The sequence below is a fragment of the Rhizobium sp. R711 genome (assembly GCF_002211365.1).
Classification (GTDB): Bacteria; Pseudomonadota; Alphaproteobacteria; order Rhizobiales; family Rhizobiaceae; genus Rhizobium.
In genome coordinates this window covers 635,227-659,492 of record NZ_LOKZ01000001.1, presented here as the reverse complement: position 1 = coordinate 659,492, position 24,266 = coordinate 635,227, and the positions used below count along the sequence as shown (strand labels likewise).

Sequence of the window (24,266 nt, the reverse complement as noted above, 5' to 3'; positions counted from 1 at the left end):
AGCGTGTGAGGCTCAGGCGTTCGCGAGAATGTCGGCGGTTTTGCGCACCCGGGCAAGGCGCGGGAAGATGCGCTCACAGGCAAAGGTCTGCATCTCGCCTGAGAACGTCGTCATCGCATCCTCGACGGCGATGACCGCATAGTTATGCGCGAAGGCATCGCGGATGCTGGCTTCAACACCGAAATTGGTGGCGATGCCGGTGAGAATAACGGTCTTGATGCCGCGCCGGCGCAGTTGCAGGTCCATTTCAGTCCCGTAGAAGGCGCTCCATTGATGCTTGGTGATGCGCACGTCGGGCGCAAGGGCCGCGATCTCGGGCGGCTCGCGCAGGGCTTCGGCCGGCAGTCCACCCTGTGGGAAGGCCGCCGGCTCGTCGGTCGGCTGGTTGACAGCATCGGCATAGTCTGCGGAAAATCCGACCGTCACGAAAATCGTGGTGCCGCCGGCGGATTTCAGCGACTTCGCGATTGCGGCCGTATTTTCGATCACCTGCTGGGCGGAATGGGGTGTCACGGGCCTGGAAATGATAAAGCCCTGCAGATCGATGGAGATCAGGGCCGTGGTCTTGGGATCGTAGAGGGACATGAAAGACTCCGGAATAAACATGAGGAAATCCTCACAATTGGAAATATGAGGATGACCTCACAAAAATCAAGCCCCGATCCGATGAATCGTTCTCCGAAGCAGAAGCGCGGGCGGGAACGCGTCGCCGTTCTGACCGAGGCGGCGGCCAAGGTGTTTCTCGATAGAGGCTACGAAGCCGCGACGATGACCGAGATCGCCGCTGAGGCGAAATCCTCGATCGGCTCGCTCTACCAGTTCTTCCCGACCAAGATGCTTCTGGCGGAAGCGTTGCATCTCGAACGGCTGCGGCAGCTCAACGCGGCGCTGGTAGATCTCCAGCCAAAGGTGGATGGCAAACGCGCGGCGGAGATCGGCGACGCGATATTCGCCCGACTTGGCGCCTTTCTGGAAGAGCATCGCGAATTTCCGGTCCTGGCGGCGCGGCGGGACATTCCCAAGGAACGCAAGGTGCAATCACGGGCGGAACTGCGCGGCAATATCACCACACTGCTGAGGAAGGCCGTGCCGTCGATTGGCGACGACGTGGACCTGCTGGCGGCGCTGGTGCTCGAACTCCTTCGGATCATCGTCACCGCAGCGCACGATCCGGATATCGGAGGCGACCCCCGCATGGTGGCGGAACTACGCGGAATGCTGCGCAAAAGGCTGGAGGAAGCGACAACCTGACGGGCCGCAGCCTTGGTCACGTTCCCGCTAGCCGGACAAAAACTGTTGGCTCACCTGTTTTTCGCCTGTTTTTCGCCTATTGTCGGCGAAAGCAGAAGAACAATCGGGGTTGGCGAATGGCGCTTACGTGGTCGAAATTTGGTGTGGTCCTTTCTCTTCTCGGCGCAATGGCCCTGCCCTTGCAGGCTGTCGCCCAGGAGCCAAATTTCCAGATCGGCAGTTCCGTCATCAGCGAGCTGAAATACAAGCCGGGATTCAAGCATTTCGACTACGTCAATCCTGATGCGCCGAAGGGCGGCAATCTGCGGCTTTCCGCCTCCGGCACCTACGACACCTTCAATCCGTTGCTTGCGAAGGGCGAAACGGCGGTCGGCCTGACGCTGCCTTTCGAAACGCTGATGAAATCGGCCGACGACGAGCTGCTCGCCTCCTACGGGCTATTGGCGGAAGGCGTTTCTTTTCCCGACGACGTATCGAACGCAACCTTCCGGCTGCGCAAAGAAGCCAAGTGGGCCGACGGAAGCCCGGTGACGCCTGATGACGTCGTCTTCAGTTTCGACAAATCGAAGGAGCTCAATCCGCTCCTGTCCAACTACTACAAGCATGTCGCAAAGGCCGAGAAGACGGGCGAACGCGACGTGACCTTCACCTTCGACGAGAAGAACAACAAGGAGCTTCCCAATATCCTGGGACAGCTGACCGTAGTGCCTAAGCACTGGTGGGAGGGCGCGGGGCCGGACGGCAAGCCGCGCGACATTTCCAAGACGACGCTCGAGCCTGTGATGGGATCCGGCCCCTACAAGATCGCTGCCTTCGCGCCGGGCGCGACGATCCGCTACGAGTTGCGCGACGACTATTGGGGCAAGGACCTCAATGTGAATGTTGGCCAGAACAATTTCGGCTCGATCACTTACACCTATTTCGGCGACCGGGACGTGGAGTTCGAGGCCTTCCGGGCCGGCAACAGCGACTATTGGCAGGAGACGCAAGCGGCGCGCTGGGCGACAGGCTATGATTTCCCGGCCGTCAAGGACGGGCGCGTGAAGAAGGAAGACGTCCCCAACGCACTGCGCGCCACCGGCATCATGCAAGCCCTGGTACCGAACACGCGCCGCGATATCTTCAAGGACGAAAAGGTTCGCGAGGCGCTGAACTACGGCTTCGACTTCGAGGAACTGAACCGCACCGTCGCCTTCAACACCTACAAGCGCATCGACAGCTATTTCTGGAACACCGAGCTCGCCTCCTCCGGCTTGCCCCAAGGCCGCGAGCTTGAAATCCTTGAAAGTCTGAAGGACAGGCTGTCGCCTGCGGTCTTCACCACGCCCTATACCAATCCGGTCGGCGGTGATCCGCAAAAGAGCCGCGACAACCTGCGCAAGGCGATCGGGCTCTTCAAGGAAGCCGGCTGGGAGATCAAGGGCAACCGCATGGTCAACACCAAGACCGGCAAGCCGATGAGCTTCGAGATCCTGCTGTCCAGCCCGATACTGGAACGCTGGGCGGTGCCCTATACCAACAATCTGAAGAAGATCGGCATCGATGCGCGTGTCCGGACCGTGGATGCCTCGCAATACACCAACCGGGTGCGCAGCTTTGACTACGACATGATCTGGAATGTGTGGGCGGAGACGATGAACCCTGGCAACGAGCAGGCCGACTACTGGGGATCGGGATCGGCCAACCAGCAGGGCTCACGCAACTATGCGGGCATCGCCGATCCGGCGATCGATGCGCTGATCCGCCTGGTGATCTTCGCCCCCAACCGCGACGAACAGGTGGCGGCGATCAAGGCGCTCGACCGCGTGCTCCTGGCGGGGCACTATGTCGTACCACTGTTCTATCGCGGCACGCAGTCGATCGCCTATTGGGACACCATCACGCGGCCGACCGAATATCCGACCTACGCGACCGGCTTCCCTGATGTCTGGTGGTCGAAGGACGCGAAATAGCCGGCCGGCGAGCAGGCTTGCATTGCCGGTGTGAGTGGGCTCCAAATGAACGATGCGAATCAGGGCAAGGCGTAGCGCGCTTGGCCACACGACAAGGAGACCGCACGGATTGAACGGCGATAGACTGGACAGCGCTCGACGCAAGCTTTCCCGGAAGGGCCTTTACTGATGGGCGCCTATATCCTTCGCCGCCTGCTTTTGATGATCCCGACGATCATCGGCATCATGGCCATCTCCTTTACCGTCATCCAGTTCGCGCCCGGCGGTCCGGTCGAGCAGGTGATTGCGCAGCTGACCGGCGATGCGCAGGGCGCCGATTCTCGGCTTTCCGGCGGTGGCGGCGATCTTCTCGGCGGCGGAGGGCTCGATGAAGGCGGCTCGAAATACCGCGGCGCCCAGGGGCTCGATCCGGAACTGATCGCCAAGCTCGAAAAGCAGTTCGGCTTCGACAAGCCGCCGCTGACGCGCTTCGGCGAGATGATGTGGAACTACATCCGCTTCGATTTCGGCGAAAGCTTCTTCCGCAATACCTCGGTGCTGAACCTGATCAAGGAGAAGCTGCCGGTCTCTGCCTCGCTCGGCGTCTGGATCATGATCTTCTCCTACGGCATCTCGATCCCGCTCGGCATCCGCAAGGCTGTCAAAGACGGCTCGACTTTCGACGTCTGGACCTCGGGCGTCATCATCATCGGCTATGCGGTCCCGAGCTTCCTGTTCGGTATCCTGCTGATCGTGCTCTTTGCCGGCGGATCCTTCTACGACTGGTTCCCGCTACGCGGCCTCGTCTCCGACAATTTCGACCAGCTCGCCTGGTGGCAGAAGCCGCTCGACTATTTCTGGCACCTGACGCTGCCGCTGATCTCGCTCTCGCTTGCCGCCTTCGCGACGACGACGCTGCTCACCAAGAATTCCTTCATCGAAGAAATCAAGAAGCAATACGTGGTGACGGCCCGCGCGAAGGGCTTGAACGAGCGGCAGGTGCTCTATGGCCACGTCTTCCGCAACGCCATGCTGATCATCATCGCCGGTTTCCCCGGCGCTTTCATCTCCGCCTTCTTCACCGGTTCGCTGCTGATCGAGAATATCTTCTCGCTCGATGGCCTGGGACGGCTCGGTTATCTGTCGGTGGTCAACCGCGACTACCCGATCGTGTTTGCGACGCTCTACATCTTCTCGCTGCTCGGCCTGTTCGTCAGCCTGATTTCCGACCTGATCTACACATGGATCGATCCGCGCATCGACTTCGAGCGGAGGGACGTCTGATGGACACCGCCGCCAATCCGACGACCGCAACGCCGGCCAAGCCGCCGCGCAAGGGACTGCTGTCGCCGACCAACGTCCGCCGCTGGAAGAACTTCAAGGCGAACCGCCGTGGCTACTGGTCCTTGTGGCTGTTCCTTGTCCTATTCGTGCTCAGCCTGTTTGCCGAGTTCATCGCCAACGACCGGCCGATCATCGCTTCCTACAAGGGCGAGATCCTCTTCCCTGTCCTGGTCAACTATCCGGAAGAGAAGTTTGGTGGCTTCCTGGCCGAGACCGATTACCGCTCCGACGTCATCACGGACGAGATCAACGCCAATGGCTGGATGATCTGGCCGCCGATCCACTACTCCTATCGCTCCGTCAACTCGAATATCCCGCATTCTGCGCCGACCGCGCCCTTCTGGCTGATGAGCAAGGAAAAGCGCTGCTCCGGATATCCGCAGGGCACGGCCGATCCAGGCTGCAACTTCGGCAATCTCAACTGGCTCGGCACGGACGATCAGGCGCGTGATGTGCTTGCCCGCGTCATCTACGGCTTCCGCATCTCCGTGCTGTTCGGCCTGGTGCTGACGATCTGCTCGGCCGTCATCGGCGTCACCGCCGGCGCGATCCAGGGCTATTTCGGCGGCTGGACGGACCTCTTGCTGCAGCGTTTCATCGAGATCTGGTCGTCGATGCCGGTGCTCTACATTCTCCTGATCATCGCGGCGATCCTGCCACCCGGATTCTTCGTGCTGCTTGGTATCATGCTGCTCTTTTCTTGGGTCGGCTTCGTCGGTGTGGTGCGCGCCGAATTCCTGCGGGCCCGCAATTTCGAATATGTCAGGGCGGCGCGAGCGCTGGGCGTCGGCAACCGGACGATCATGTGGCGCCACCTGCTACCGAACGCGATGGTGGCGACGCTGACCTTCCTGCCGTTCATCCTGTCGGGCTCGATCACGACGCTGACCTCGCTCGACTTCCTCGGCTTCGGCATGCCGCCGGGCTCCCCTTCGCTCGGCGAGATGATCGCGCAGGGCAAGGCCAACCTGCAGGCGCCGTGGCTCGGGCTGACGGCGTTCTTCACCATGTCGATCATGCTGTCGCTCTTGATCTTCATCGGCGAGGCGGTTCGTGATGCATTCGATCCCAGGAAGACGTTTCAATGAGTGACGCTGCCGAAACACTGCTGTCCGTTCGCGATCTCTCGGTAGCATTCCACCAGGGCGGCGATACATCGATTGCTGTCGATCACGTCTCCTTCGATATCCGAAAGGGCGAGGTCGTGGCGCTGGTGGGCGAATCCGGGTCGGGCAAGTCGGTCTCCGCCAACTCGATCCTGCGGCTGCTCCCCTACCCCGCGGCCAGCCATCCCTCTGGCGAAATCCTGTTCAAGGGCAAGGACCTCCTGAAGGCATCCGACAAGGCGTTGCGCGAGGTGCGCGGCAACGACATCACGATGATCTTTCAGGAGCCGATGACTTCGCTCAACCCGCTGCACACGATCGAGAAGCAGATCGCCGAGATTCTCGAGCTGCATCAGGGCGTGACAGGACAGGCCGCACGCACGCGGATTCTCGAACTCCTCAATCAGGTCGGCATTCGCGAGCCGGAAAAGCGGCTGAAGGCCTATCCTCACGAGCTTTCCGGCGGCCAGCGGCAACGCGTGATGATCGCCATGGCGCTCGCCAACCGGCCGGAGCTTTTGATCGCGGATGAGCCGACGACGGCGCTCGACGTCACCGTGCAGGCGCAGATCCTCGAACTGCTGCGACAGCTCAAGGGCCAGCATGGCATGTCCATGCTGTTCATCACTCACGATCTCGGCATCGTGCGCAAGTTCGCCGATCGGGTCTGCGTGATGACCAAGGGCAAGATCGTCGAGACCGGCACGGTGGAAGAGGTCTTCCGCAATCCGCAGCACGAGTACACCCGGCATCTCCTGGCCTCCGAGCCGCGCGGCGAGCCGCCGCGTACCGATCCCTCGAAGCCCATCGTGATGCAGGGATCGGATATCCGCGTCTGGTTTCCGATCAAGGCCGGCCTCATGCGGAAGGTCGTCGATCATGTAAAGGCCGTCGACGGGATCGACCTTCAGCTGCGCGCCGGCCAAACGCTCGGCGTCGTCGGCGAGTCCGGATCCGGCAAGACAACGCTCGGCCTTGCGCTGACACGGCTGATTTCGTCACAGGGCCGGATCAGCTTCGTCGGCAAGGATATAGCCAGCTATTCGTTTACGGAAATGCGGCCTCTCCGCAACCAGCTGCAGGTCGTCTTCCAGGATCCCTATGGCTCGCTCAGCCCGCGCATGTCCGTCGGCGACATTATCGCCGAGGGGCTCAAGGTGCATGAGCGGTCGCTCTCTTACGAGGAACGCGACCAGCGGGTCTGCTGGGCGCTGGAGGAAGTCGGGCTCGATCCGCTGACCCGCTGGCGGTATCCGCACGAGTTTTCCGGCGGACAGCGCCAGCGCATCGCCATTGCCCGCGCCATGGTGCTGAAACCCCGCTTCGTGATGCTGGATGAGCCGACGTCCGCGCTCGACATGAGCGTCCAGGCGCAGGTCGTCGACCTCTTGCGCGACCTGCAGAAGAAGCATGATCTCGCCTACCTCTTCATCAGCCACGATCTGAAGGTGGTGAAGGCGCTGGCGAACGACGTCATCGTCATGCGCTTCGGCAAGGTCGTCGAACAAGGACCTTCCGCCAAGATCTTCAGTGCGCCCAAGGACGACTATACCAAGGCGCTGATGGCTGCTGCCTTCAACATCGAGGCGGTTCCGACACCCGCCGTCCAACAGTAAAGACTATCATGTCCGCAAAACCACCCATTCTCGTCGATCTGAAGTTCGACCCCGACACCGTTGCCCGCATCCTCAAGACGTCCTTTTTGGATCGCGGCAGCATCAATCTCGCCGATCCCACAAACAGGGATCGCGATCTGACCGACATCGACTATGCGCTTCTCTGGAAGCCGGACGCGGATCTTTTCAGCCGCGCCCCCAATCTCAAGGTCATCTTTTCGGGTGGCGCCGGGGTCGACAGCTTCATGAACCTGCCGGGCTTGCCTGACGTCCCGATCGTTCGCTTCTCCGACCGCAGCCTGACGACACGAATGAGCGAATGGGTGGTGATGCAGTGCCTCATGCATCTCCGGCAGCAGCATCAGCACGACAAAGATCAGCGCGCGCGCATCTGGGGCAAGCTGGTTCCGCCGGAAGCTGCCGAGATCACCGTCGGCATCATGGGCCTCGGCGTGCTCGGACAGGATGCGGCCTACAAGCTGAAGGTGATGGGTTTCAACGTCATCGGCTGGTCGCGCAGCCGCAAGGAGATCGACGGCGTCGAGACATTCGATTTCGGTCAGCTCGACGATTTCCTGTCCAGGACGGATGTTCTCGTCGGCCTTCTGCCGCTAACGCCCGAGACCAGTTGCTTCTATAATGCGGCGCTGTTTTCAAAGCTGCGGCAGGGCGGCGCGCTGGGCAAACCGGTGTTCATCAATGCCGGCCGCGGCAAGAGCCAGGTGCAGAGCGACATTGTCGCCGCGGTTCAGGGCGGCGTGCTCGGTGGCGCCTCGATCGACGTCTTCGCCGTCGAGCCGCTGCCCTCCGATGATCCGCTCTGGGGGCTGGAGAATGTGTTCATCACGCCGCACGATGCGGCGGTATCCGATGAGACAGCACTCTTCCGGCACGTCGAGCGCCAAATCGCCCGCTACGAGAGCGGTGAGCCTCTGCAATTCGTCGTCGACCGGCAGAGAGGTTACTGACGGCAGGAACCATGCCGCGTGCCGTTCGTTTTCCTCCGAGATGAAGCGCAGGGCTGATAAAGCTCACGCGGAAGGAGGAAGGCATGGCTCAGCAGACGGAAGCGCGCTGGGAAAAGCCCGACGGCAAGCTCCACGCCGAAGAGACGATTTCGCCAGTCAAGGCAAGGCAAGGTCGCATGGGCACCCGAGTTCTCATGGTTCTGATCGTCGCGTTGGCGCTTGCCTTCATCGTATGGATCCCCGTTGAAATCTGGGGCAAGAAGGAGGCCGCGGAGGTCGTTTCGCAGCAACCTGGACAGCAGATTCAATCGCAACAGCCGGCACCGGCTACGCCGAATGCCCCCGCGCAATAGGAACGGGGCGGGTCAGGCGGTCACAAAAGGCATCCTGCCGGACGGCCGGCGGGATGCTTTTCTGATTGCTCTGGACTTTACCGGCTGATTTTTCGATAAGAAAGCGCACGAGCCGGTCTTCGTGCGTCGGCTTATGACGCGATGTGTCCGGTTTGGGAATGGGCGGAGTTCATGGCCAAGACCGATATCGCAAGGCGCGTTTACAATCACACCTGGAAGCTCGATCCGATTGTTCGCAGCCTGATCGACACAGATTTCTACAAGCTGCTCATGCTGCAGATGATCTGGAAGCTCTATCCTGACGTCAACGCCACATTCACGCTGATCAACCGCACCAAACGCGTGCTTTTGGCCGAAGAGATCGATGAGGGCGAGCTGCGCGAGCAACTTGATCATGCGCGTTCGTTGCGCCTTTCCAAGAAAGAGATGATCTGGCTCGCGGGTAACAGCTTCTACGGGCGCGCGCAGATCTTCGAGCCCGAATTCCTGGCCTGGCTTTCGCATTTCCAGCTGCCCGAATACGAATTGTCGAAGCGCGATGGCCAATATGTACTCGACTTCCACGGCTCGTGGAAGGACACGACCATGTGGGAAATTCCAGCACTCGCGATTGTCAACGAGCTTCGGTCGCGCTCCGCCATGAAGGCGCTCGGGCCGTTTACGCTCGATGTGCTCTATGCCCGTGCCAAGGCACGGATGTGGGAAAAGGTGGAGCGCCTGCGCGCATTGCCGGGGCTACGCATCTCCGATTTCGGCACGCGCCGCCGCCACAGCTTCCTGTGGCAGCGCTGGTGTGTCGAGGCGCTGAAGGAAGGCATTGGTCCCGCCTTCACGGGCACCAGCAACGTCCTGCTCGCCATGGATTCCGATCTCGAAGCCGTGGGCACGAACGCCCACGAGCTGCCGATGGTGGCCGCGGCACTTGCCCAAACCGACGAGGAACTGCGTCGTTCGCCCTATAAGGTGTTGCGAGACTGGAACAAGCTCTACGGCGGAAACCTGCTGATCGTCCTTCCGGATGCCTTCGGCACCACCGCCTTCCTGCGCGATGCGCCCGAATGGGTCGCTGATTGGACGGGTTTCCGCCCGGATAGCGCGCCGCCTATCGAAGGCGGTGAGAAGATTATCGAATGGTGGAAGAAGATGGGCCGCGATCCGCGCCAGAAGCTGCTGATCTTCTCGGACGGGCTTGATGTGGATGCCATCATCGACACCTACAAGCACTTCGAAGGCAAGGTGCGCATGAGCTTCGGCTGGGGCACCAACCTCACCAACGATTTTGCCGGCTGCGCGCCGACCGAGATCTCCGGGCTCAATCCCATCTCTGTCGTCTGCAAGGTCATCGACGCCAACGGCCGCCCCGCCGTCAAACTGTCAGACAATCCGCAGAAGGCGACCGGCGACCCGGCCGAGGTTCAGCGGTACCTGAAGTTCTTCGGATCCGAAGATCGCGTCGATCAGGCGGTGCTTGTCTAGGCGCTGCCTGCGCAATCTCTTCAGAGCCGAGCCGAGAGCGAGATACAAGCTGGCAAAACGCGGTCACGGTCCCCATCTAGGAGGCAAGGCGCGGGCTGCCGATGGTTCACGCGCATCATTTCGCTGAAAGGACGATCCAATGACTGTAGAGCGTGCGGTACTGGCGGGCGGTTGCTTTTGGGGCATGCAGGATCTCATCAGGCGCTATCCGGGCGTCGTCTCCACTCGCGTAGGCTACACCGGTGGTGAAGTAGCGAACGCTACTTACCGGAATCACGGAAACCACGCCGAGGCGATCGAGATCATGTTCGATCCCGCGAAGATCAGCTACCGCGACATTCTCGAGTTCTTCTTCCAGATACACGATCCCACGACACTCAACCGGCAAGGCAATGATCTCGGCGCCAGCTACAGATCGGCGATATTCTACGCCAACGACGAACAGCGGCTAACCGCCGAAGACACCATCGCTGATGTGAACGCATCAGGCCTGTGGCCCGGCAAGGTCGTTACCCAAGTGGTTCCGGTAAGCGATTTCTGGGAGGCCGAACCGGAGCACCAGGACTATCTGGAGCGCATTCCGAACGGCTACACCTGTCACTTTGTCCGGCCGGGGTGGAAGCTACCGAAGCGCGAGCAGAGCGCAGCTGCTGGCGGCTAGGACCGGCGATCCTTCCGTCGCTCCTTTCTCAACGCCGGATTGGATCTGACTGACAGAGGCCTTACCTCCGGGCAAAGGCATTTTGCAGCGGCTGCAGCTTGCACGGGTGCGTCCGCCGTAATGGTCTTGGTGGTCCGAATGGTATTGCGAAGGCCTTTCCTCCGGCCGCCGCCCCGAGTTCCAGCGCATGATTGAAGCGGGAACATCGAAGCCCACGCCCTTCGATGTCGTCGTGGTCCATTCGTTCAGCCGGTTCTTCCGTGACCATTTCGAGCTGGAATTCTACGCTCGCAAGCTCGCCAACACGGCGTGAAGCTGGTCTCGATCACACAGGAAGCCGGCGATGACCCCGTGCACATCATGCGCGCCTTGAAGGAGAACGCACGGCAAGGCTTCTGGAACGGCTCGCTTCCTCCGAAATGGCGGACCGCTAGCGATGAAAGCGGGCAATTCGTTTTCGCCATAGCCCTCTGATCGAGATTATTGAAACGCGACCCGCCGCGCATCAGCCCGATTCAAGCTGGCCGGTCCAACGGTTTCGTCCTGCCCAGTATGGACAATTCGGGCAAGCCCCGCCGCTCGGATAGTCGATCCCCTCCTCATGGGGGCAACCCAGGATTTGCTCCGTCATCGCCACCGATCGCACCTCGTGACCGCGCAGGAACGTTGCGATCTCGACAAGGATCGTTTCGTTCGTCCGCACATCGCCGAAATCGACGAACCATCGGCGCAGTTCGGACGGATCGGATTGCGGTGCCGGGATAATGCTGGCGGCCGCCTTGGTGGCGCGGCGGTTGTCGGGACCATAGAAGGCGATCGTACCAACAGGATAACCCCCGACGCCTCGCTTGGCCTTTTTCTCGAGCCATTTCCTTGGCTGCCAGCCCAGTTTCATAGCGGCTGCTCCTTTCCGCGCTTCACGAATCTGCGCCATCCAGTATATAGAGTTCCAGAGCGGCGAGCATGGATCAAGGACATGGCCCACGGAAAGCGGCATCGGCCCGGAAAGCCGGCGGCGGTCGACGACCTGGAGAAGCAAGCGATTGTCACGGCCCGCGAGACCTTCATTCGTGACGTCCTGAAGCCGCGCTTCCTGCCCGAGATCCGACCGGCCGAGTGGAACTATGCGATTGATATTCAGATGCGCCCTTCGCCCGTCTCGACCGGACGGGACCGGACCGCTTCGACATCCAGTGGATGCGGCATACTGGAAAGTGGTGGCGGCTGCATACCGGGGTCAAGCTGACCGAAGCGCTCCACATCCTCGAAACCGATGGTATTCTGCATCCCCATTGATGCGAGATGTGTTGTCCGCCAACAATTCGATCCCGTAAGCGCACATCGACGCCAGCAGGGCAGCCGCACCCCGATGTTCTGACCTGACGGCCGATGCTGTTACCCGCTGACAGTCACCGACCAGATGTCACGCCACCTGCTTGCCTGCGAGGCCTTTGAATCGCCAAAGGAGGTGGGTGTGTTCGAGGCGTTCGGCCGATTGTTCGCCCAGCATGGCCTACCGAGCGCAATCCGCAGTGACAACGGCCTGGCTATTCGTGGCCGTTCCCCGGCAGACCGCCCAAGCACGACCTCAGCACATGGACCGTCACCGATGACTGGCCCGATCCAGTTCCTGTCACGGAAGCCGAGATCGAGGTGTTCGAGCGATTGTTCGGGACCTGTTCGATGAACTCTTTGGCGCATCTGATCCTTGATAAATGCGGCAATATGCCGTATATAATCAAGGCAAGGAGATCAGCCATGCCCAGACCCACGAGTGAAGTCGAAACCGCCCGCCTTGAGGCGCGGGTGCCAGTCAACGTCTATGAGCAGATGCAGCGCGCCGCACGGCTGCGCGGCATGACCCTGACCGGCTATCTTATCGCGACGGCAGGTGAGGATGCCCGCCGCACTGTCGAGGAAGCCGACGTGCTGCGTCTGGCTGCCGAGGATCAGGTGCGTTTTGCCAAGGCCCTGATCGATCCGCCCGCGCCCAACGCCCGTCTCGCCCGCGCCGCAAAGCGTCATGCTGATCTGATCGCGCCCCGGTGAGTGCAAGGTTTGCTATAGAGCCGCTTGCCAAAGCTCACCAGCGCAAGGCGTTCTCGTGTGGCAATGAACGGATCGACCGCTATTTCCGCGAGGTCGTCACGCAGGACATCAAACGTCGATACGCAACCTGCTTCGTTGCCCGCGACCTTGAGACCGACCGGGTTGCGGGCTTCTACACGCTCTCATCGAGCAACGTGCCGCTCATGGCCGTGCCGGAACCGCTAGCGAGCCGATTGCCGCGCTACCCTACCGTTCCGGCCGTGCTGATCGGCTGGCTTGGCCGCGATCAGTCCTATGCGGGGCTTGGACTCGGCGAAGCCCTGTTGTTCGACGCTATCAAGACAGTCGCCGAAGCACCGATAGGCGCTCATGCCATCTTCGCCGATGCCATCGATGAGAAGGCCGCAGCCTTCTACGCGGCCTTCGGGTTCACCGCGCTGATTGATCGACCCAATACGCTTTATCTGCCGGTTGGGACAGCGCAGCGATTATTGTCGGGAGAAACGCCATGACATCTCCGAGCGAGGGCAAATCTCTACCTCATGTGGCGCTGCGCGCCGCCCTTTACCTGCGCGTCTCGACGGCGCGGCAGGCCGAGCGTGATGTCTCCATTCCCGACCAGAAGCGGCAGGGCGAAGCCTATTGCGAGGCGCGCGGCCTGCAACTGGCCTAGACCTTCATCGAACCCGGCGCGTCCGCGACCAATGATCGCCGCCCCGAGTTCCAGCGCATGATCGAGGCGGGCACGTCTAAGCCCGCGCCGTTCGATGTCGTCGTGGTCCATTCGTTCAGCCGCTTCTTCCGCGATCACTTCGAGCTTGAGTTCTATGTCCGCAAGCTGGCGAAGAATGGCGTGAAGCTGGTTTCGATCACGCAGGAAATGGGGGATGACCCCATGCACGTCATGATGCGGCAGATCATGGCGCTGTTCGATAAGTACCAGTCCAAGGAAAACGCCAAGCACGTCATCCGGGCTTTGAAAGAGAATGCCCGGCAAGGCTTCTGGAACGGCTCGCTTCCGCCTATCGGCTATCGCACCGTCGCCGCAGAACAGCGCGGAGCGAAAACCATGAAAAAGCTGGAGATAGACCCGCTGCACGGCGACACGGTGCGGCTGATCAACCGGCTGGCCGTGCATGGTGCACGGCACCACTGGCCAGATGGGTGTCAAGAACATCGTCTGATTGTAATGGCGGACAGAGAGGGATTCGAACCCTCGGTACGCTTTCACGTACACACGCGTTCCAGGCGTGCGCCTTCAACCACTCGGCCACCTGTCCTTTGGCGGTCTGCATCTGCGAAGATGCAAATCGTCGGAACGGCCGCGATATATACCGATGAATTTTTGCCGATCAACCCAAATCTAACAGTTTTTTGACTTCTTCCAGTAAAAGTGCGGCCAAGCCCTCCATTGCAGTCCCACCCGCCAGCTACTATGATTTGTTGTAGGTGCAAATGGCGCGGCTGGTCGGGCAAAATGCTCGGCGCGTTTGGTAGCCGGAGAGATCGATGCGTTTCCTTTTGCGTTTGGCAAGTCTTGTTGCGCTGGCCGTTGCCGTCATTGCCGGAACGATCGATTCCATCCAGTCCGTTGCCGCATCTTCCGTTGTCGTCACGCCGATGGGCGACGCGTGGCAGGATCTCAGCCCTTCCTCGCTGGAAACGCTGCAATCGACCATCGCCTACTATATCCATCCGCGCTTTTACACGCTTGCCTTCCAGTGGCTGATGCTCCAGCCCGCCTTCGCCGTGTTTCTGGTTCTGTCGCTGCTGTTGTGGATGGCGGGTTACAAGAAGTCGCCGGTGGCCGGCCGCTTTGCGGCATAACAAATGGCCTTGGCCCGGAATTTGAACGAAGACTTCGGCTCAGCATCAGACCAATTTTGACTGCCCGACTGACTACAAAAACCGCAACCCAACGATGATTTTGTTCAAAAATCAGCCCGCCTGAGCTGATTTTTGGCAATTGCGGCAAATTTTTACCAGCCGAAAAATTTCTCGTGAATTTTTTTTTGAGCCATGCAAGGATGCGCCCAGCCAGGCCTCCGGGGGGAGGTCGGTGGTTCCGCAGACACGCCTGAAACAGGCTTGCGGGAGGACCCAAACAAATAGAAACAATAGGGCTGCAACTCATGAAAAAATCCCTTCTGACTCTCCTGGGCGTGGCTGCAATGTCCACGACGGCGCTGGCCGCCGATGTCAAGCCGGCGCTCGTTTACGGCACCGGCGGGAAGTTCGATAAGTCTTTTAACGAAGCAGCCTTCAATGGCGCTGAGAAATTCAAGAAAGAAACCGGGATCGCTTATCGCGACTTCGAGCCGACCGGCGACACCCAGGGCGAGCAGGCGATCCGCAACTTCGCGAGCCGCGGCTTCAACCCAGTTATCGCTGTCTCCTTTGCGTGGACCTCGGCCATCGAGAAGGTCGCAGCTGAGTTCCCCGACACCAAATTTGTCATCGTTGACGCCGTTGTCGACAAGCCGAACGTCCGTTCTGTCGTCTACAAGGAAGAAGAAGGTTCCTTCCTCGTTGGCACTCTCGCAGGCCTCGCTTCGAAGACCGGCAAGGTCGGCTTCGTCGGCGGCATGGACATTCCGCTGATCCGTAAGTTCGAATGTGGCTATGAGCAGGGCGCACGCTCCGTCAAGTCCGATATCGAGGTGTTCCAGAACATGACCGGCACGACGGGGGCTGCCTGGAATGACCCGGTCCGTGGTGGCGAGCTCACCAAGAACCAGATCGATCAGGGCGCTGACGTCATCTACGCTGCAGCAGGTGCCACCGGCCTCGGCGTCCTGCAGACGGCTGCCGACAACAAGAAGCTCTCGATCGGCGTCGACAGCAACCAGAACCACCTTCACCCGGGCTCCGTCCTCACCTCGATGGTCAAGCGCGTCGACCTCGCCGTCTACAACGGCTTCAGCGACGTCAAGGCTGACAAGTTCACGGCTGGCGTCCTGGCGCTCGGCGTCAAGGAAGACGGCGTCGCCGCCGCCGTGGACGAGAACAACAAGGCCCTGATCACGCCTGAAATGCAGGCTGCGCTCGACAAGGCCAAGGAAGGCATCATCGCGGGAACCGTCAAGGTTCACGACTACACGACGGACAACGCTTGCCCGAAGTGATCCGTGACTGAGACGGGCGTATGGCGGAGTTTTTTCGCCATACGCCCTTTTCGTATTTGGAGCCTGCTGTGACAGACACGCCCGCTATCGAACTTGTGGGCATCGACAAGAAATTCGGTGCCGTTCACGCCAACAAGGACATCAATCTTACCGTCGCCAAGGGCACGATTCACGGCATCATCGGGGAAAACGGTGCCGGCAAATCGACCTTGATGTCGATCATCTACGGATTCTATCATGCCGACGCCGGCGAAATCCGCGTCAACGGCAATCCCGTCACCATCAAGGACAGCCAGGCTGCGATCGCGGCCGGGATCGGGATGGTGCACCAGCACTTCATGCTGGTCGACAATTTCACGGTGCTCGAGAACGTCATGCTCGGCGCCGAGGGCGGCGCGCTGCTCGCCAGGGGCGTTTCTTCCGCGCGCGCCGAATTGCGACGCCTGGAGAAGGACTACGGCCTCGAAGTCAATCCGGATGCGTTGATCGAAGAGCTTCCGGTCGGGCTGCAGCAACGCGTCGAAATCCTGAAGGCCATGTACCGCGGCGCCGAGATCCTGATCCTCGACGAGCCGACGGGTGTGCTCACTCCTGCTGAAGCGGACCATCTTTTCAAGATCCTTCGCGTCCTTCGCGACCAGGGCAAGACCGTCATTCTGATCACCCACAAGCTGCGCGAGATCATGGCGATCACCGACACGGTATCGGTCATGCGCCGCGGCGAGATGGTCGCAACCCGCAAGACATCCGAGACGACGGTCGAGGAGCTTGCCGAACTGATGGTCGGCCGCCGCGTGCTTTTGCGCGTACAGAAGGGTGAAGCCAATCCGGGCAAGGTGATCCTGTCGGCCCGTAACCTGACCGTTAAGGACAATCGCGGCGTTACCATGGTCGACAACGTCTCCTTCGATGTCCGCGCCGGCGAGATTGTCGGCATTGCCGGCGTCGCCGGCAATGGGCAGTCCGAGCTACTGGAGGCGATATCAGGTATCCGCAAGCCGCATTCCGGCGAGATTTTCCTCGACGGTCATCCGATCGACAAGGCCGATCCGGCGCGGCTGCGCGAGCTTGGTCTTGCCCACATTCCGGAAGACCGGCATCACATGGGGCTGGTGCTGAAATTCGAGGAATACGAGAATTCCGTTCTCGGCTACCATCGCAATCCCGGCTACAGCAAGGGTCCGCTGCTCGACCTCGACGCGATCCGCAAGGACGCGATGGAGAAGATCGAAAAATACGACATCCGTCCGCCGAATCCTCGGCTGAAGACCGCTAACTTCTCCGGCGGCAACCAGCAGAAGATCGTCGTAGCGCGCGAAATCGAGCGCGATCCGACGGCGCTGATCATCGGCCAGCCGACCCGCGGCGTCGATATCGGCGCCATCGAATTCATTCACCGCCGGATCATCGAGATGCGCGACGCTGGCAAGGCGATCCTGCTCGTCTCTGTCGAACTCGATGAAATCCGCGCCCTTTCAGACCGTATCCTTGTCATGTTTGCCGGCCACGTCGTCGGCGAGAAGACGCCCGATGCCGGTGAACAGACCCTCGGCCTGATGATGGCCGGCATTGCCGCGTGAGGCCTTGATGAGCACTGCTTCCGTTCCACTTCCAAATTGGATCAACTACGGGCTCATCCCGCTGTTGAACCTGCTCGTCGCCTTCCTGATCTCCGGCTTCGTCGTCTGGCTGATCGGGGAGAGCCCGCTAGCGGCCCTGTCACTGCTGATCGAGGGCGCGCTCGGCAGCGGCGAAGGCATCGGCTTTACGCTCTACTACGCGACGAGCTTCATCTTCACCGGCCTCTCCGTTGCTGTTGCCATTCATGCTGGCCTGTTCAACATCGGTTCGGAAGGCCAGGCCTATCTTGGCGGTCTCGGCTGCGCACTGGTGGCGCTGGCGCTCGACCACTATGTCCCGTGGTACGTGACAATGCCGGTTGCCGTGGTGGGTGCCGGCCTCTTCGGCGCCGCCTGGGCCTTCATCCCCGCCTTCCTGCAGGCAAAGCGCGGCAGCCACATCGTCATCACCACGATCATGTTCAACTACATCGGCGCGGCGCTGATGGTGTATTTGCTGGTGCATGTGCTGATCGTGCCCGGCAAGATGGCTCCGGAAACGCGAACCTTCCTTGAAGGCGGACAGTTGCCGAAGCTCGGCTGGCTGATGAACATGTTCGGCGCCAAGCTTGGCGCAGCCCCCTTCAACGTCTCGTTCCTCATCGCGCTTGCTGCCGCCTATTTCGTCTGGCTGCTGATCTGGCGCACCAAGCTCGGCTTCGAGATGCGCACACTCGGCGTCAGCCAGAGCGCTGCTGCCTATGCCGGCATCCCCTACGCCCGTATCGTCATGATTGCCATGCTGCTGTCCGGCGCGCTTGCCGGCATGATGGCGCTGAACCCGGTCATGGGATCTTCTGCGCGTCTGCAGGTGGAGTTCGTCGGCGGCGCCGGCTTCGTCGGTATTGCCGTGTCGTTGATGGGGAGAAATCACCCGGTCGGGATCATCTTCTCCGCGATCCTCTTCGGCATCCTCTACCAGGGTGGTGACTGGATCTCCTTCGAGATGCCCAACATCACGCGCGAAATGATCCTGGTGATCCAGGGGCTCGTCATCCTCTTTGCCGGCGCGCTCGAATATATGTTCCGCCCCGCGATGGTTCGCGTCTACCAACAGTTCAAAGCCGCGTGAGGGGAACGGACGATGGATTATTATGACATCTTCATCAGCGTCCTGAGCTCCACGATCCGCCTGTCGATCCCGCTGATCTTCACGGCGCTGGCAGGGCTGTTTTCCGAGCGGGCCGGCATCTTCGATATCGGCCTCGAGGGCAAGATGCTCGGCTCGGCATTTGCAGCGGCCTGCGTCGCTTATCTGACCGGTTCGCCATGGCTCGGCCTCGGCGCCGGCATCGTCTGCTCCGTGGCGCTCAGCCTCGTGCACGGCTTCGCCTCGATCACCAACCGCGGCAACCAGATCATCTCGGGTGTGGCGATCAACTTCTTCGTCGCCGGTATCACGATCGTTCTCGGCGGCGCATGGTTCGGCCAGGGCGGCCGCACGCCGCAGCTGCTTCCCGAGGCTCGCTTTGTGCCGATCGCGCTACCTGGCGCCGATGCCATCCGCGAAGTTCCGATCATCGGTCCGCTTTACGCCAACGTGATCTCGGGCAACAACATCCTGACCTATCTCGCCTTCCTCGCGGTCCCGCTTTCCTGGTGGATTCTCTATCGCACGCGCTTCGGCCTGCGACTGCGCGCCGTCGGCGAGAATCCGGGCGCGGTCGATACGGCGGGCATTTCGGTAAGCTGGCTGCGCTATCGCGCTGTCATGTGCGCAGGTATCCTCTGCGGCTTCTCCGGAACCTATCTGGCGATCGCGCAGTCGGCGGCCTTCATCAAGGACATGTCGGCCGGTAAAGGCTACATCGCACTTGCGGCGCTGGTCTTCGCGAAATGGAAGCCGGTGCCCGTCATGTTCGCCTGCCTGCTCTTCGGCTTCCTCGATGCGCTGGCAAACTTCATGCAAGGCAAGCACGTTCCTCTGATCGGCGAAGTTCCGGTGCAGATCTTCCAGGCACTGCCCTATATCCTGACCTGCGTCCTGCTCGCCGGCTTCATCGGCGTGGCGATCCCGCCGAAGGCGGGTGGTGTCCCCTATACGAAGGAGCGTTGAGAACATGTCCCACGATCTTTTCGAGGCCGCTCGCGGAGCCATGGCCTTCGCTCATGCTCCCTACTCGAAGTTCCCCGTCGGCGCGGCGATCCGCGCCGAGGACGGCAAGGTTTATACCGGCGCCAACATCGAAAACCTGTCCTTCCCGCAGGGTTGGTGTGCGGAGCCGACCGCCATCAGTGCCATGATCATGGGTGGCGCCAAGAAGATCGTCGAAATGGCTGTCATCGCCGAGAAACTGCCGCTTTGCCCGCCCTGCGGCGGCTGCCGGCAGAAAATCTCGGAGTTCGCTTCCAAGGACACGAAGATCTATCTTTGCGATGAGGTCGGCGTGAAGAAGACGATGACTATGGAAGAACTACTGCCCTTCAGCTTCGAGACTGAACTTTGATGAGTGTCGCTCTCGATGTCCTTGCCGGCAAGCTCGGCGGTCTTTCGCCTCGCGTGGGCATCGTGCTTGGTTCGGGCCTCGGTTCGCTGGTCGGCGAGCTGAAGGACGCGCACCGCATCCCTTATCATGACTTGCCGGGCTTCCCGGTCAGCGCTGTCTCCGGCCATGCCGGAGAAGTCGTCGCCGGTTCGCTTGGCGGTGTACCTGTGGTGATGTTGTCCGGCCGAGTTCATTTCTACGAGAAAGGTGACGCAGGCGCGATGCGACTGCCGATCGAAGTCCTGAAGGAACTCGGTATCGGGACCCTGATCCTGACCAATTCCGCGGGTTCGCTGCGGGACGACATGCCGCCCGGCTCGGTGATGCAGATCACCGACCACATAAACTATTCCGGCATGAATCCGCTGATCGGCGAGGAGAGCGACCGCCGCTTTGTCGGAATGACCAGTGCCTACGATACGGACCTTGCCGACAGGATGCGCAAGGCCGCCGAGACGCTTGGCATCCCCTTGTCGCAAGGCGTCTATATGTGGTTCTCCGGCCCGAGCTTCGAAACACCGGCCGAAATCCGCATGGCCCGCATCCTCGGTGCAGACGCGGTCGGGATGTCGACGGTACCGGAGGTCATTATCGCACGAATGCTGGGCTTAAGGGTTGCAGCAGCGTCGGTAATCACCAACTATGGAGCGGGCATGACCGGCGGCGAACTGAGCCATGAGGAGACCAAGGATATGGCTCCGATCGGCGGAGCTCGCCTCGCCGCCATACTGAAAGAAATGATTGCAGGAGAACGCGAACAATGACCAACCATTCCAGCAAGGAAACGGCCGCCGTCGCCCTCTCCCTCCTCGATCTCACGAACCTCAAGGACGATTGCACCGAGGCGCAGATCGACGCGCTATGCGCCCGGGCCCAGACCCCCTATGGCAACACGGCAGCGATCTGCATCTGGCCGCGCTTCGTCGCTCGCGCTCGCGCCGTACTCGGCACAGGCCATCCGGTGCGGATTGCGACGGTGGTCAACTTCCCGTCGGGCGAGATGGAGGTGGCCGACGTTGCCGCCGAAACCCGCGAGGCGATTGCCGATGGCGCCGATGAAATCGACCTCGTCATCCCCTATCGCAAGTTCATGACCGGTAGCGGCAAGGCCGTCACCGACATGGTTGCCGCCGTCCGTGCCGAGTGCAAGGATCCGATCGTGCTGAAGGTCATTCTCGAGACCGGCGAAATCAAGGACGCGGCGCTGATCCGTCGCGCCTCCGAACTCGCGATTGAAGCGGGTGCCGACTTCATTAAGACCTCCACGGGCAAGGTCTCCACCAATGCGACCCTGGAAGCGGCCGACATCATGTTGCGGGTCATCCGCCAGAGTGGCCGAAAGGTCGGCTTCAAGCCGGCAGGCGGTATCGGTTCGGTGGCAGATGCAGCGCTTTATCTGAGCCTTGCAGAAACGATCATGGCACCCGACTGGCCGATGCCATCCACCTTCCGTTTCGGCGCATCGGGGTTGCTCGACGACATTCTTGCCGTTCTCAGCGGCACGCAATCCGCAGCCGCCGTCGCTTCGAGCTATTGAGATGATCCCGCAGGAGATCATCCGCCAGAAACGAAACGGCGGAACGCTTTCCAAAGAGGATATCCAATCGTTCATTGCCGCGCTTGCGTCCGGTCAGCTCTCCGAGGGGCAGATCGGCGCCTTCGCCATGGCGGTCTGGTTCAAGGGCATGTCGCGCGACGAGGTCGTGGCTCTGACGCTTGCGATGGCGCACTCGGGCGACATGCTGAGCTGGGCAGACACCGACCGACCGATCGCCGACAAGCACTCGACAGGTGGCGTCGGCGACAATGTCTCGCTGATGCTGGCACCGATCGCGGCAGCCTGCGGACTGGCCGTTCCGATGATATCAGGTCGTGGTCTTGGCCATACCGGCGGGACACTGGACAAGCTCGAGGCTATTCCCGGCTATACCATCACCCCTGACGCCATGCTCTTCCGCAAGGTCGTGAAGGATGTGGGCTGCGCCATCATCGGCCAGACCGGAGCCCTTGCGCCTGCGGACGGCAAGCTCTACGCGGTTCGGGATGTCACGGCGACAGTCGATTCCATCCCTCTCATCACCGCCTCCATTCTTTCGAAGAAGCTGGCGGCCGGGTTGCAGACCCTGGTGCTCGACGTCAAGGTCGGCACGGGCGCATTCATGGCCGAGCCGAAAGACGCAGAGATGCTGGCACGGGCACTCGTCGATGTCGCCAATAGCGCAGGCATGAAAACCTCGGCGCTGATCACGGACATGAACCAGCCACTCGCCGATGCCGCGGGAAACACCGTCGAGATCCGCAATTGTCTGGAATTTCTGGCTGGCAGGAAAAAGAATACGCGGCTCGAGGCAGCCGTTCTGGCTTTCGCGGCCGAGATGCTGATGAAATCAGGTGTCGTTTCGTCGCTTCAGGAAGGTGAAACGAAGGCCGCGGATGCCATTTCCACAGGCAAGGCGGCCGAAAATTTCGCCCGCATGGTTCACCTGCTCGGCGGCCCGTCGGATCTTTTAGAAGAGCCGGATAAATACCTCGTCAAAGCGCCAGTAACGAAAGCGGTTCGGGCACCTCAGTCCGGTTGGCTTTCCGGCTGCGACGTACGGGAAATCGGCATGACCGTCGTCGATCTCGGCGGCGGACGACGCCATCCCGACGACAGGATCGATCACCGCGTTGGTGTATCCGACATCCTGCCGCTCGGCACCCGCGTCGAAAAAGGTGATCCGATCGCATTGGTGCATGCCGCCAGCGAGGACGCGGCAGATGCGGCAATCGCTGTCCTTTCTGCCAACTACAGGATCGGCGAAGAGGAGCCTGCAATCCCGGCTGTCGTTTGCGAGCGCATCGTGGCTATTGCCCGAGGCTGAGAGCCTCCTTGGCAAGCGTGAACGAGAGCATCCTCCTTCAACAGGAAAGCAAGACGGCAGTGCCGGAGTTACACCCATGGCGCTTTGGAGGCGCCAAACACGACTTCGGCGGCTATTTCCCAACAAAAACCACCTTGAGGTGCTTACGAGGCGAACAAATTCACCTCTACGATGAGTTGACCGTTTACTTGCATCGGAATTGCGCAGAATATTAGCGCATGGGAGGAAGCCTTCGGGCCTTTGCTCTCTATAAATTGCGCCCGAACGGCTTCCTCCCTTTGCTCAAAGGGAGGACTAATCATGAGGCGGACTTTGCTGTACGCGGCGTCGGCTGCGGTACTGTCGCTGAGCGCTACGCATGCATTTGCGCAGTCGGGCGGCGTTGAGAAAGCTGTTGGCGGCTACGATTTTGCCGCAGCTGCCAAGGAAGCGCCCGAGACGAAAAACTTCCATTCGGCTGATGGTCATTTGACCTTCGCGATCGTGACGCATACGGCCGGCAATGGCTTTTTTGACCCCGTCTATGTCGGTGCAACCGTCGCCGGCAACATGATCGGTGCCAAGATTTTGTTGCTCGGCTCGGAATCACCGGTCGACGATCCGGCGCGCGAGATCGAGATCCTGAACCAGATCGTTCAGGACCCGACAATCGACGGCATCATCATGACGACGCCGCAGGTCGGCGCCTACAACGACATCGTCAAGGCTGCCGAGAAGGCCGGCATACCGATCGCCACAACCAACTCGTTCGATGCGACCATCCTGCACCGCAGTGGAATTAGTCATACCGGCCAGGATGCGTCAGCTGCGGCAATCGGCGGCGAGGCGCTTGCCAAGTGCGTGCTGGACAGCGGTGCGACCAGCGGCTCGATCCTCCTGCCGTCGTCGACCGCGATGGGCAACATCGAGGTCAACAATCGCGTGACGGCCGCCTTTAACGCCATCGTCAAGACGCTGAAGGATGCCGGCAAGCTCGACGCCTTCAAGGTCGATGCCGGGCCGGAGAATGTCGGCATCGATACGAATCCGAATGATCCCGTCAACGCGCTTGTTTCGCTCTTTGAGTCCCGCGGCGATGCAGTCGGCGCCTTCACGGCCAACAACGTCTTCACGCCACCGCTCGTTAAGGCAGTCGCACAGATGGGCAAGACCGGTAAGTTCTGCGCCTTTGGTTTCGACCTCGGCCCGGCACAGCAGGAGGGGATCGCCGCTGGAAACCTGACCGGATCGCTGGGACAGCAGCCCTTCCTGCAGGGCTTCTGGCCTGTCATGCAGCTTTATCTCCAGATCGATCGCGGCATTTCCGCCGCCAACCTGGACACGCGTGCCCAATTGGTGACGAAGGAGAACGTCGCAAAAGTTGGCAAGCGCTTCGAGAACTAACGGTTCGAAACGCCTGAGATCGATGCGGGATGAC

General features: G+C 60.8%; 24 protein-coding genes, 1 tRNA gene and 3 pseudogenes. 25 read left to right on the top strand and 3 right to left on the bottom strand.

Annotated elements, in window-relative coordinates:
* Positions 1-12 precede the first annotated feature (12 nt).
* Positions 13-585 (bottom strand): hydrolase, encoded by a 573-nt coding sequence (locus ATY80_RS03135; RefSeq protein WP_088691475.1) that lies wholly within the window; start codon positions 583-585, stop codon positions 13-15.
* Between the two features lie 51 nt (positions 586-636).
* Here ATY80_RS03135 and ATY80_RS03130 point away from each other — a divergent pair, with 51 nt between their 5' ends.
* The 10 genes and pseudogenes from ATY80_RS03130 to ATY80_RS03085 form a co-directional block, all read left to right on the top strand.
* Positions 637-1,251: a TetR/AcrR family transcriptional regulator gene (locus tag ATY80_RS03130; protein WP_088691000.1), complete on the top strand. Its 615-nt coding sequence runs from the start codon at positions 637-639 to the stop codon at positions 1,249-1,251.
* Between the two features lie 116 nt (positions 1,252-1,367).
* The gene (locus ATY80_RS03125) at positions 1,368-3,203 is read left to right on the top strand and encodes an extracellular solute-binding protein (protein ID WP_088690999.1); all 1,836 of its coding nucleotides are present in this window, start codon (positions 1,368-1,370) and stop codon (positions 3,201-3,203) included.
* Between the two features lie 168 nt (positions 3,204-3,371).
* Positions 3,372-4,466: a microcin C ABC transporter permease YejB gene (locus ATY80_RS03120; RefSeq protein ID WP_088690998.1), complete on the top strand. Its 1,095-nt coding sequence runs from the start codon at positions 3,372-3,374 to the stop codon at positions 4,464-4,466.
* Positions 4,466-5,614 carry an ABC transporter permease gene (locus tag ATY80_RS03115; protein WP_088690997.1) on the top strand — a complete coding sequence of 383 codons (1,149 nt, stop codon included), beginning with the start codon at positions 4,466-4,468 and terminating at the stop codon, positions 5,612-5,614. The genes ATY80_RS03120 and ATY80_RS03115 overlap by 1 nt, the downstream gene beginning before the upstream one ends.
* Entirely contained in the window at positions 5,611-7,248 is a 1,638-nt protein-coding gene (locus ATY80_RS03110) for an ABC transporter ATP-binding protein (RefSeq protein ID WP_088690996.1), read from the top strand. Before ATY80_RS03115 ends, ATY80_RS03110 begins: the two co-directional genes overlap by 4 nt.
* A gap of 8 nt (positions 7,249-7,256) precedes the next feature.
* Positions 7,257-8,216, top strand: coding sequence for a glyoxylate/hydroxypyruvate reductase A (locus tag ATY80_RS03105; protein WP_088690995.1), 960 nt, complete (start codon positions 7,257-7,259; stop codon positions 8,214-8,216).
* Positions 8,217-8,299: 83 nt separating this feature from the next.
* Positions 8,300-8,569: a hypothetical protein gene (locus ATY80_RS03100; protein WP_088690994.1), complete on the top strand. Its 270-nt coding sequence runs from the start codon at positions 8,300-8,302 to the stop codon at positions 8,567-8,569.
* A 171-nt stretch (positions 8,570-8,740) separates the two neighbouring features.
* Entirely contained in the window at positions 8,741-10,045 is a 1,305-nt protein-coding gene (gene pncB, locus ATY80_RS03095) for a nicotinate phosphoribosyltransferase (protein ID WP_088690993.1), read from the top strand.
* Positions 10,046-10,184: 139 nt separating this feature from the next.
* Positions 10,185-10,706: a peptide-methionine (S)-S-oxide reductase MsrA gene (msrA, locus tag ATY80_RS03090; RefSeq protein WP_088690992.1), complete on the top strand. Its 522-nt coding sequence runs from the start codon at positions 10,185-10,187 to the stop codon at positions 10,704-10,706.
* Positions 10,707-10,872: 166 nt separating this feature from the next.
* Positions 10,873-11,153, top strand: a pseudogene (locus tag ATY80_RS03085) (recombinase family protein); the annotation flags it as partial.
* A gap of 58 nt (positions 11,154-11,211) precedes the next feature.
* On the opposite strand, the gene ATY80_RS03080 reads toward ATY80_RS03085, so the two are convergent.
* Positions 11,212-11,601, bottom strand: a complete 390-nt coding sequence (locus ATY80_RS03080; protein WP_088690991.1) for a hypothetical protein — start codon at positions 11,599-11,601, stop codon at positions 11,212-11,214.
* Between the two features lie 81 nt (positions 11,602-11,682).
* Between ATY80_RS03080 and ATY80_RS03075 the strand changes: the two genes are divergently transcribed.
* The 5 genes and pseudogenes from ATY80_RS03075 to ATY80_RS03055 all read left to right on the top strand — a co-directional run.
* Complete coding sequence (locus ATY80_RS03075; RefSeq protein WP_245306742.1) at positions 11,683-11,952, top strand: hypothetical protein; 270 nt, start codon at positions 11,683-11,685, stop codon at positions 11,950-11,952.
* Positions 11,953-12,087: 135 nt separating this feature from the next.
* Positions 12,088-12,252, top strand: a pseudogene (locus ATY80_RS29385) (IS481 family transposase); the annotation flags it as partial.
* A gap of 212 nt (positions 12,253-12,464) precedes the next feature.
* A complete protein-coding gene (locus ATY80_RS03065; RefSeq protein WP_189637072.1) occupies positions 12,465-12,755 on the top strand; it encodes a DUF1778 domain-containing protein in 291 nt (96 codons plus the stop codon).
* A complete protein-coding gene (locus tag ATY80_RS03060; RefSeq protein WP_088690990.1) occupies positions 12,752-13,267 on the top strand; it encodes a GNAT family N-acetyltransferase in 516 nt (171 codons plus the stop codon). The genes ATY80_RS03065 and ATY80_RS03060 overlap by 4 nt, the downstream gene beginning before the upstream one ends.
* A pseudogene (locus ATY80_RS03055) lies at positions 13,264-13,936 on the top strand (recombinase family protein); the annotation flags it as partial. The gene ATY80_RS03060 and the pseudogene ATY80_RS03055, both read left to right, overlap by 4 nt.
* A gap of 9 nt (positions 13,937-13,945) precedes the next feature.
* Here ATY80_RS03055 and ATY80_RS03050 read toward each other — a convergent pair.
* Positions 13,946-14,035 (bottom strand) — tRNA-Ser (locus ATY80_RS03050).
* A gap of 229 nt (positions 14,036-14,264) precedes the next feature.
* On the opposite strand from ATY80_RS03050, the gene ATY80_RS03045 reads away from it, so the two are divergent.
* The 10 genes from ATY80_RS03045 (at position 14,265) to ATY80_RS03000 (ending at position 24,232) form a co-directional block, all read left to right on the top strand.
* Positions 14,265-14,582, top strand: coding sequence for a hypothetical protein (locus ATY80_RS03045; protein ID WP_088690989.1), 318 nt, complete (start codon positions 14,265-14,267; stop codon positions 14,580-14,582).
* 305 nt (positions 14,583-14,887) lie between these two features.
* Positions 14,888-15,880, top strand: coding sequence for a BMP family ABC transporter substrate-binding protein (locus ATY80_RS03040; RefSeq protein ID WP_088690988.1), 993 nt, complete (start codon positions 14,888-14,890; stop codon positions 15,878-15,880).
* Positions 15,881-15,948: 68 nt separating this feature from the next.
* Positions 15,949-17,460 (top strand): ABC transporter ATP-binding protein, encoded by a 1,512-nt coding sequence (locus ATY80_RS03035; RefSeq protein WP_189637071.1) that lies wholly within the window; start codon positions 15,949-15,951, stop codon positions 17,458-17,460.
* A gap of 7 nt (positions 17,461-17,467) precedes the next feature.
* A complete protein-coding gene (locus tag ATY80_RS03030; RefSeq protein WP_088690986.1) occupies positions 17,468-18,571 on the top strand; it encodes an ABC transporter permease in 1,104 nt (367 codons plus the stop codon).
* 12 nt (positions 18,572-18,583) lie between these two features.
* Complete coding sequence (locus tag ATY80_RS03025) at positions 18,584-19,555, top strand: ABC transporter permease (RefSeq protein WP_088690985.1); 972 nt, start codon at positions 18,584-18,586, stop codon at positions 19,553-19,555.
* Between the two features lie 4 nt (positions 19,556-19,559).
* Entirely contained in the window at positions 19,560-19,946 is a 387-nt protein-coding gene (locus ATY80_RS03020; protein WP_088690984.1) for a cytidine deaminase, read from the top strand.
* The gene (locus ATY80_RS03015; protein ID WP_088690983.1) at positions 19,946-20,749 is read left to right on the top strand and encodes a purine-nucleoside phosphorylase; all 804 of its coding nucleotides are present in this window, start codon (positions 19,946-19,948) and stop codon (positions 20,747-20,749) included. The genes ATY80_RS03020 and ATY80_RS03015 overlap by 1 nt, the downstream gene beginning before the upstream one ends.
* A complete protein-coding gene (gene deoC, locus ATY80_RS03010; protein ID WP_088690982.1) occupies positions 20,746-21,522 on the top strand; it encodes a deoxyribose-phosphate aldolase in 777 nt (258 codons plus the stop codon). The genes ATY80_RS03015 and deoC overlap by 4 nt, the downstream gene beginning before the upstream one ends.
* A gap of 1 nt (position 21,523) precedes the next feature.
* The gene (gene deoA, locus ATY80_RS03005; RefSeq protein WP_088690981.1) at positions 21,524-22,849 is read left to right on the top strand and encodes a thymidine phosphorylase; all 1,326 of its coding nucleotides are present in this window, start codon (positions 21,524-21,526) and stop codon (positions 22,847-22,849) included.
* 300 nt (positions 22,850-23,149) lie between these two features.
* The gene (locus tag ATY80_RS03000) at positions 23,150-24,232 is read left to right on the top strand and encodes a substrate-binding domain-containing protein (protein ID WP_088690980.1); all 1,083 of its coding nucleotides are present in this window, start codon (positions 23,150-23,152) and stop codon (positions 24,230-24,232) included.
* Positions 24,233-24,266 lie beyond the last annotated feature (34 nt).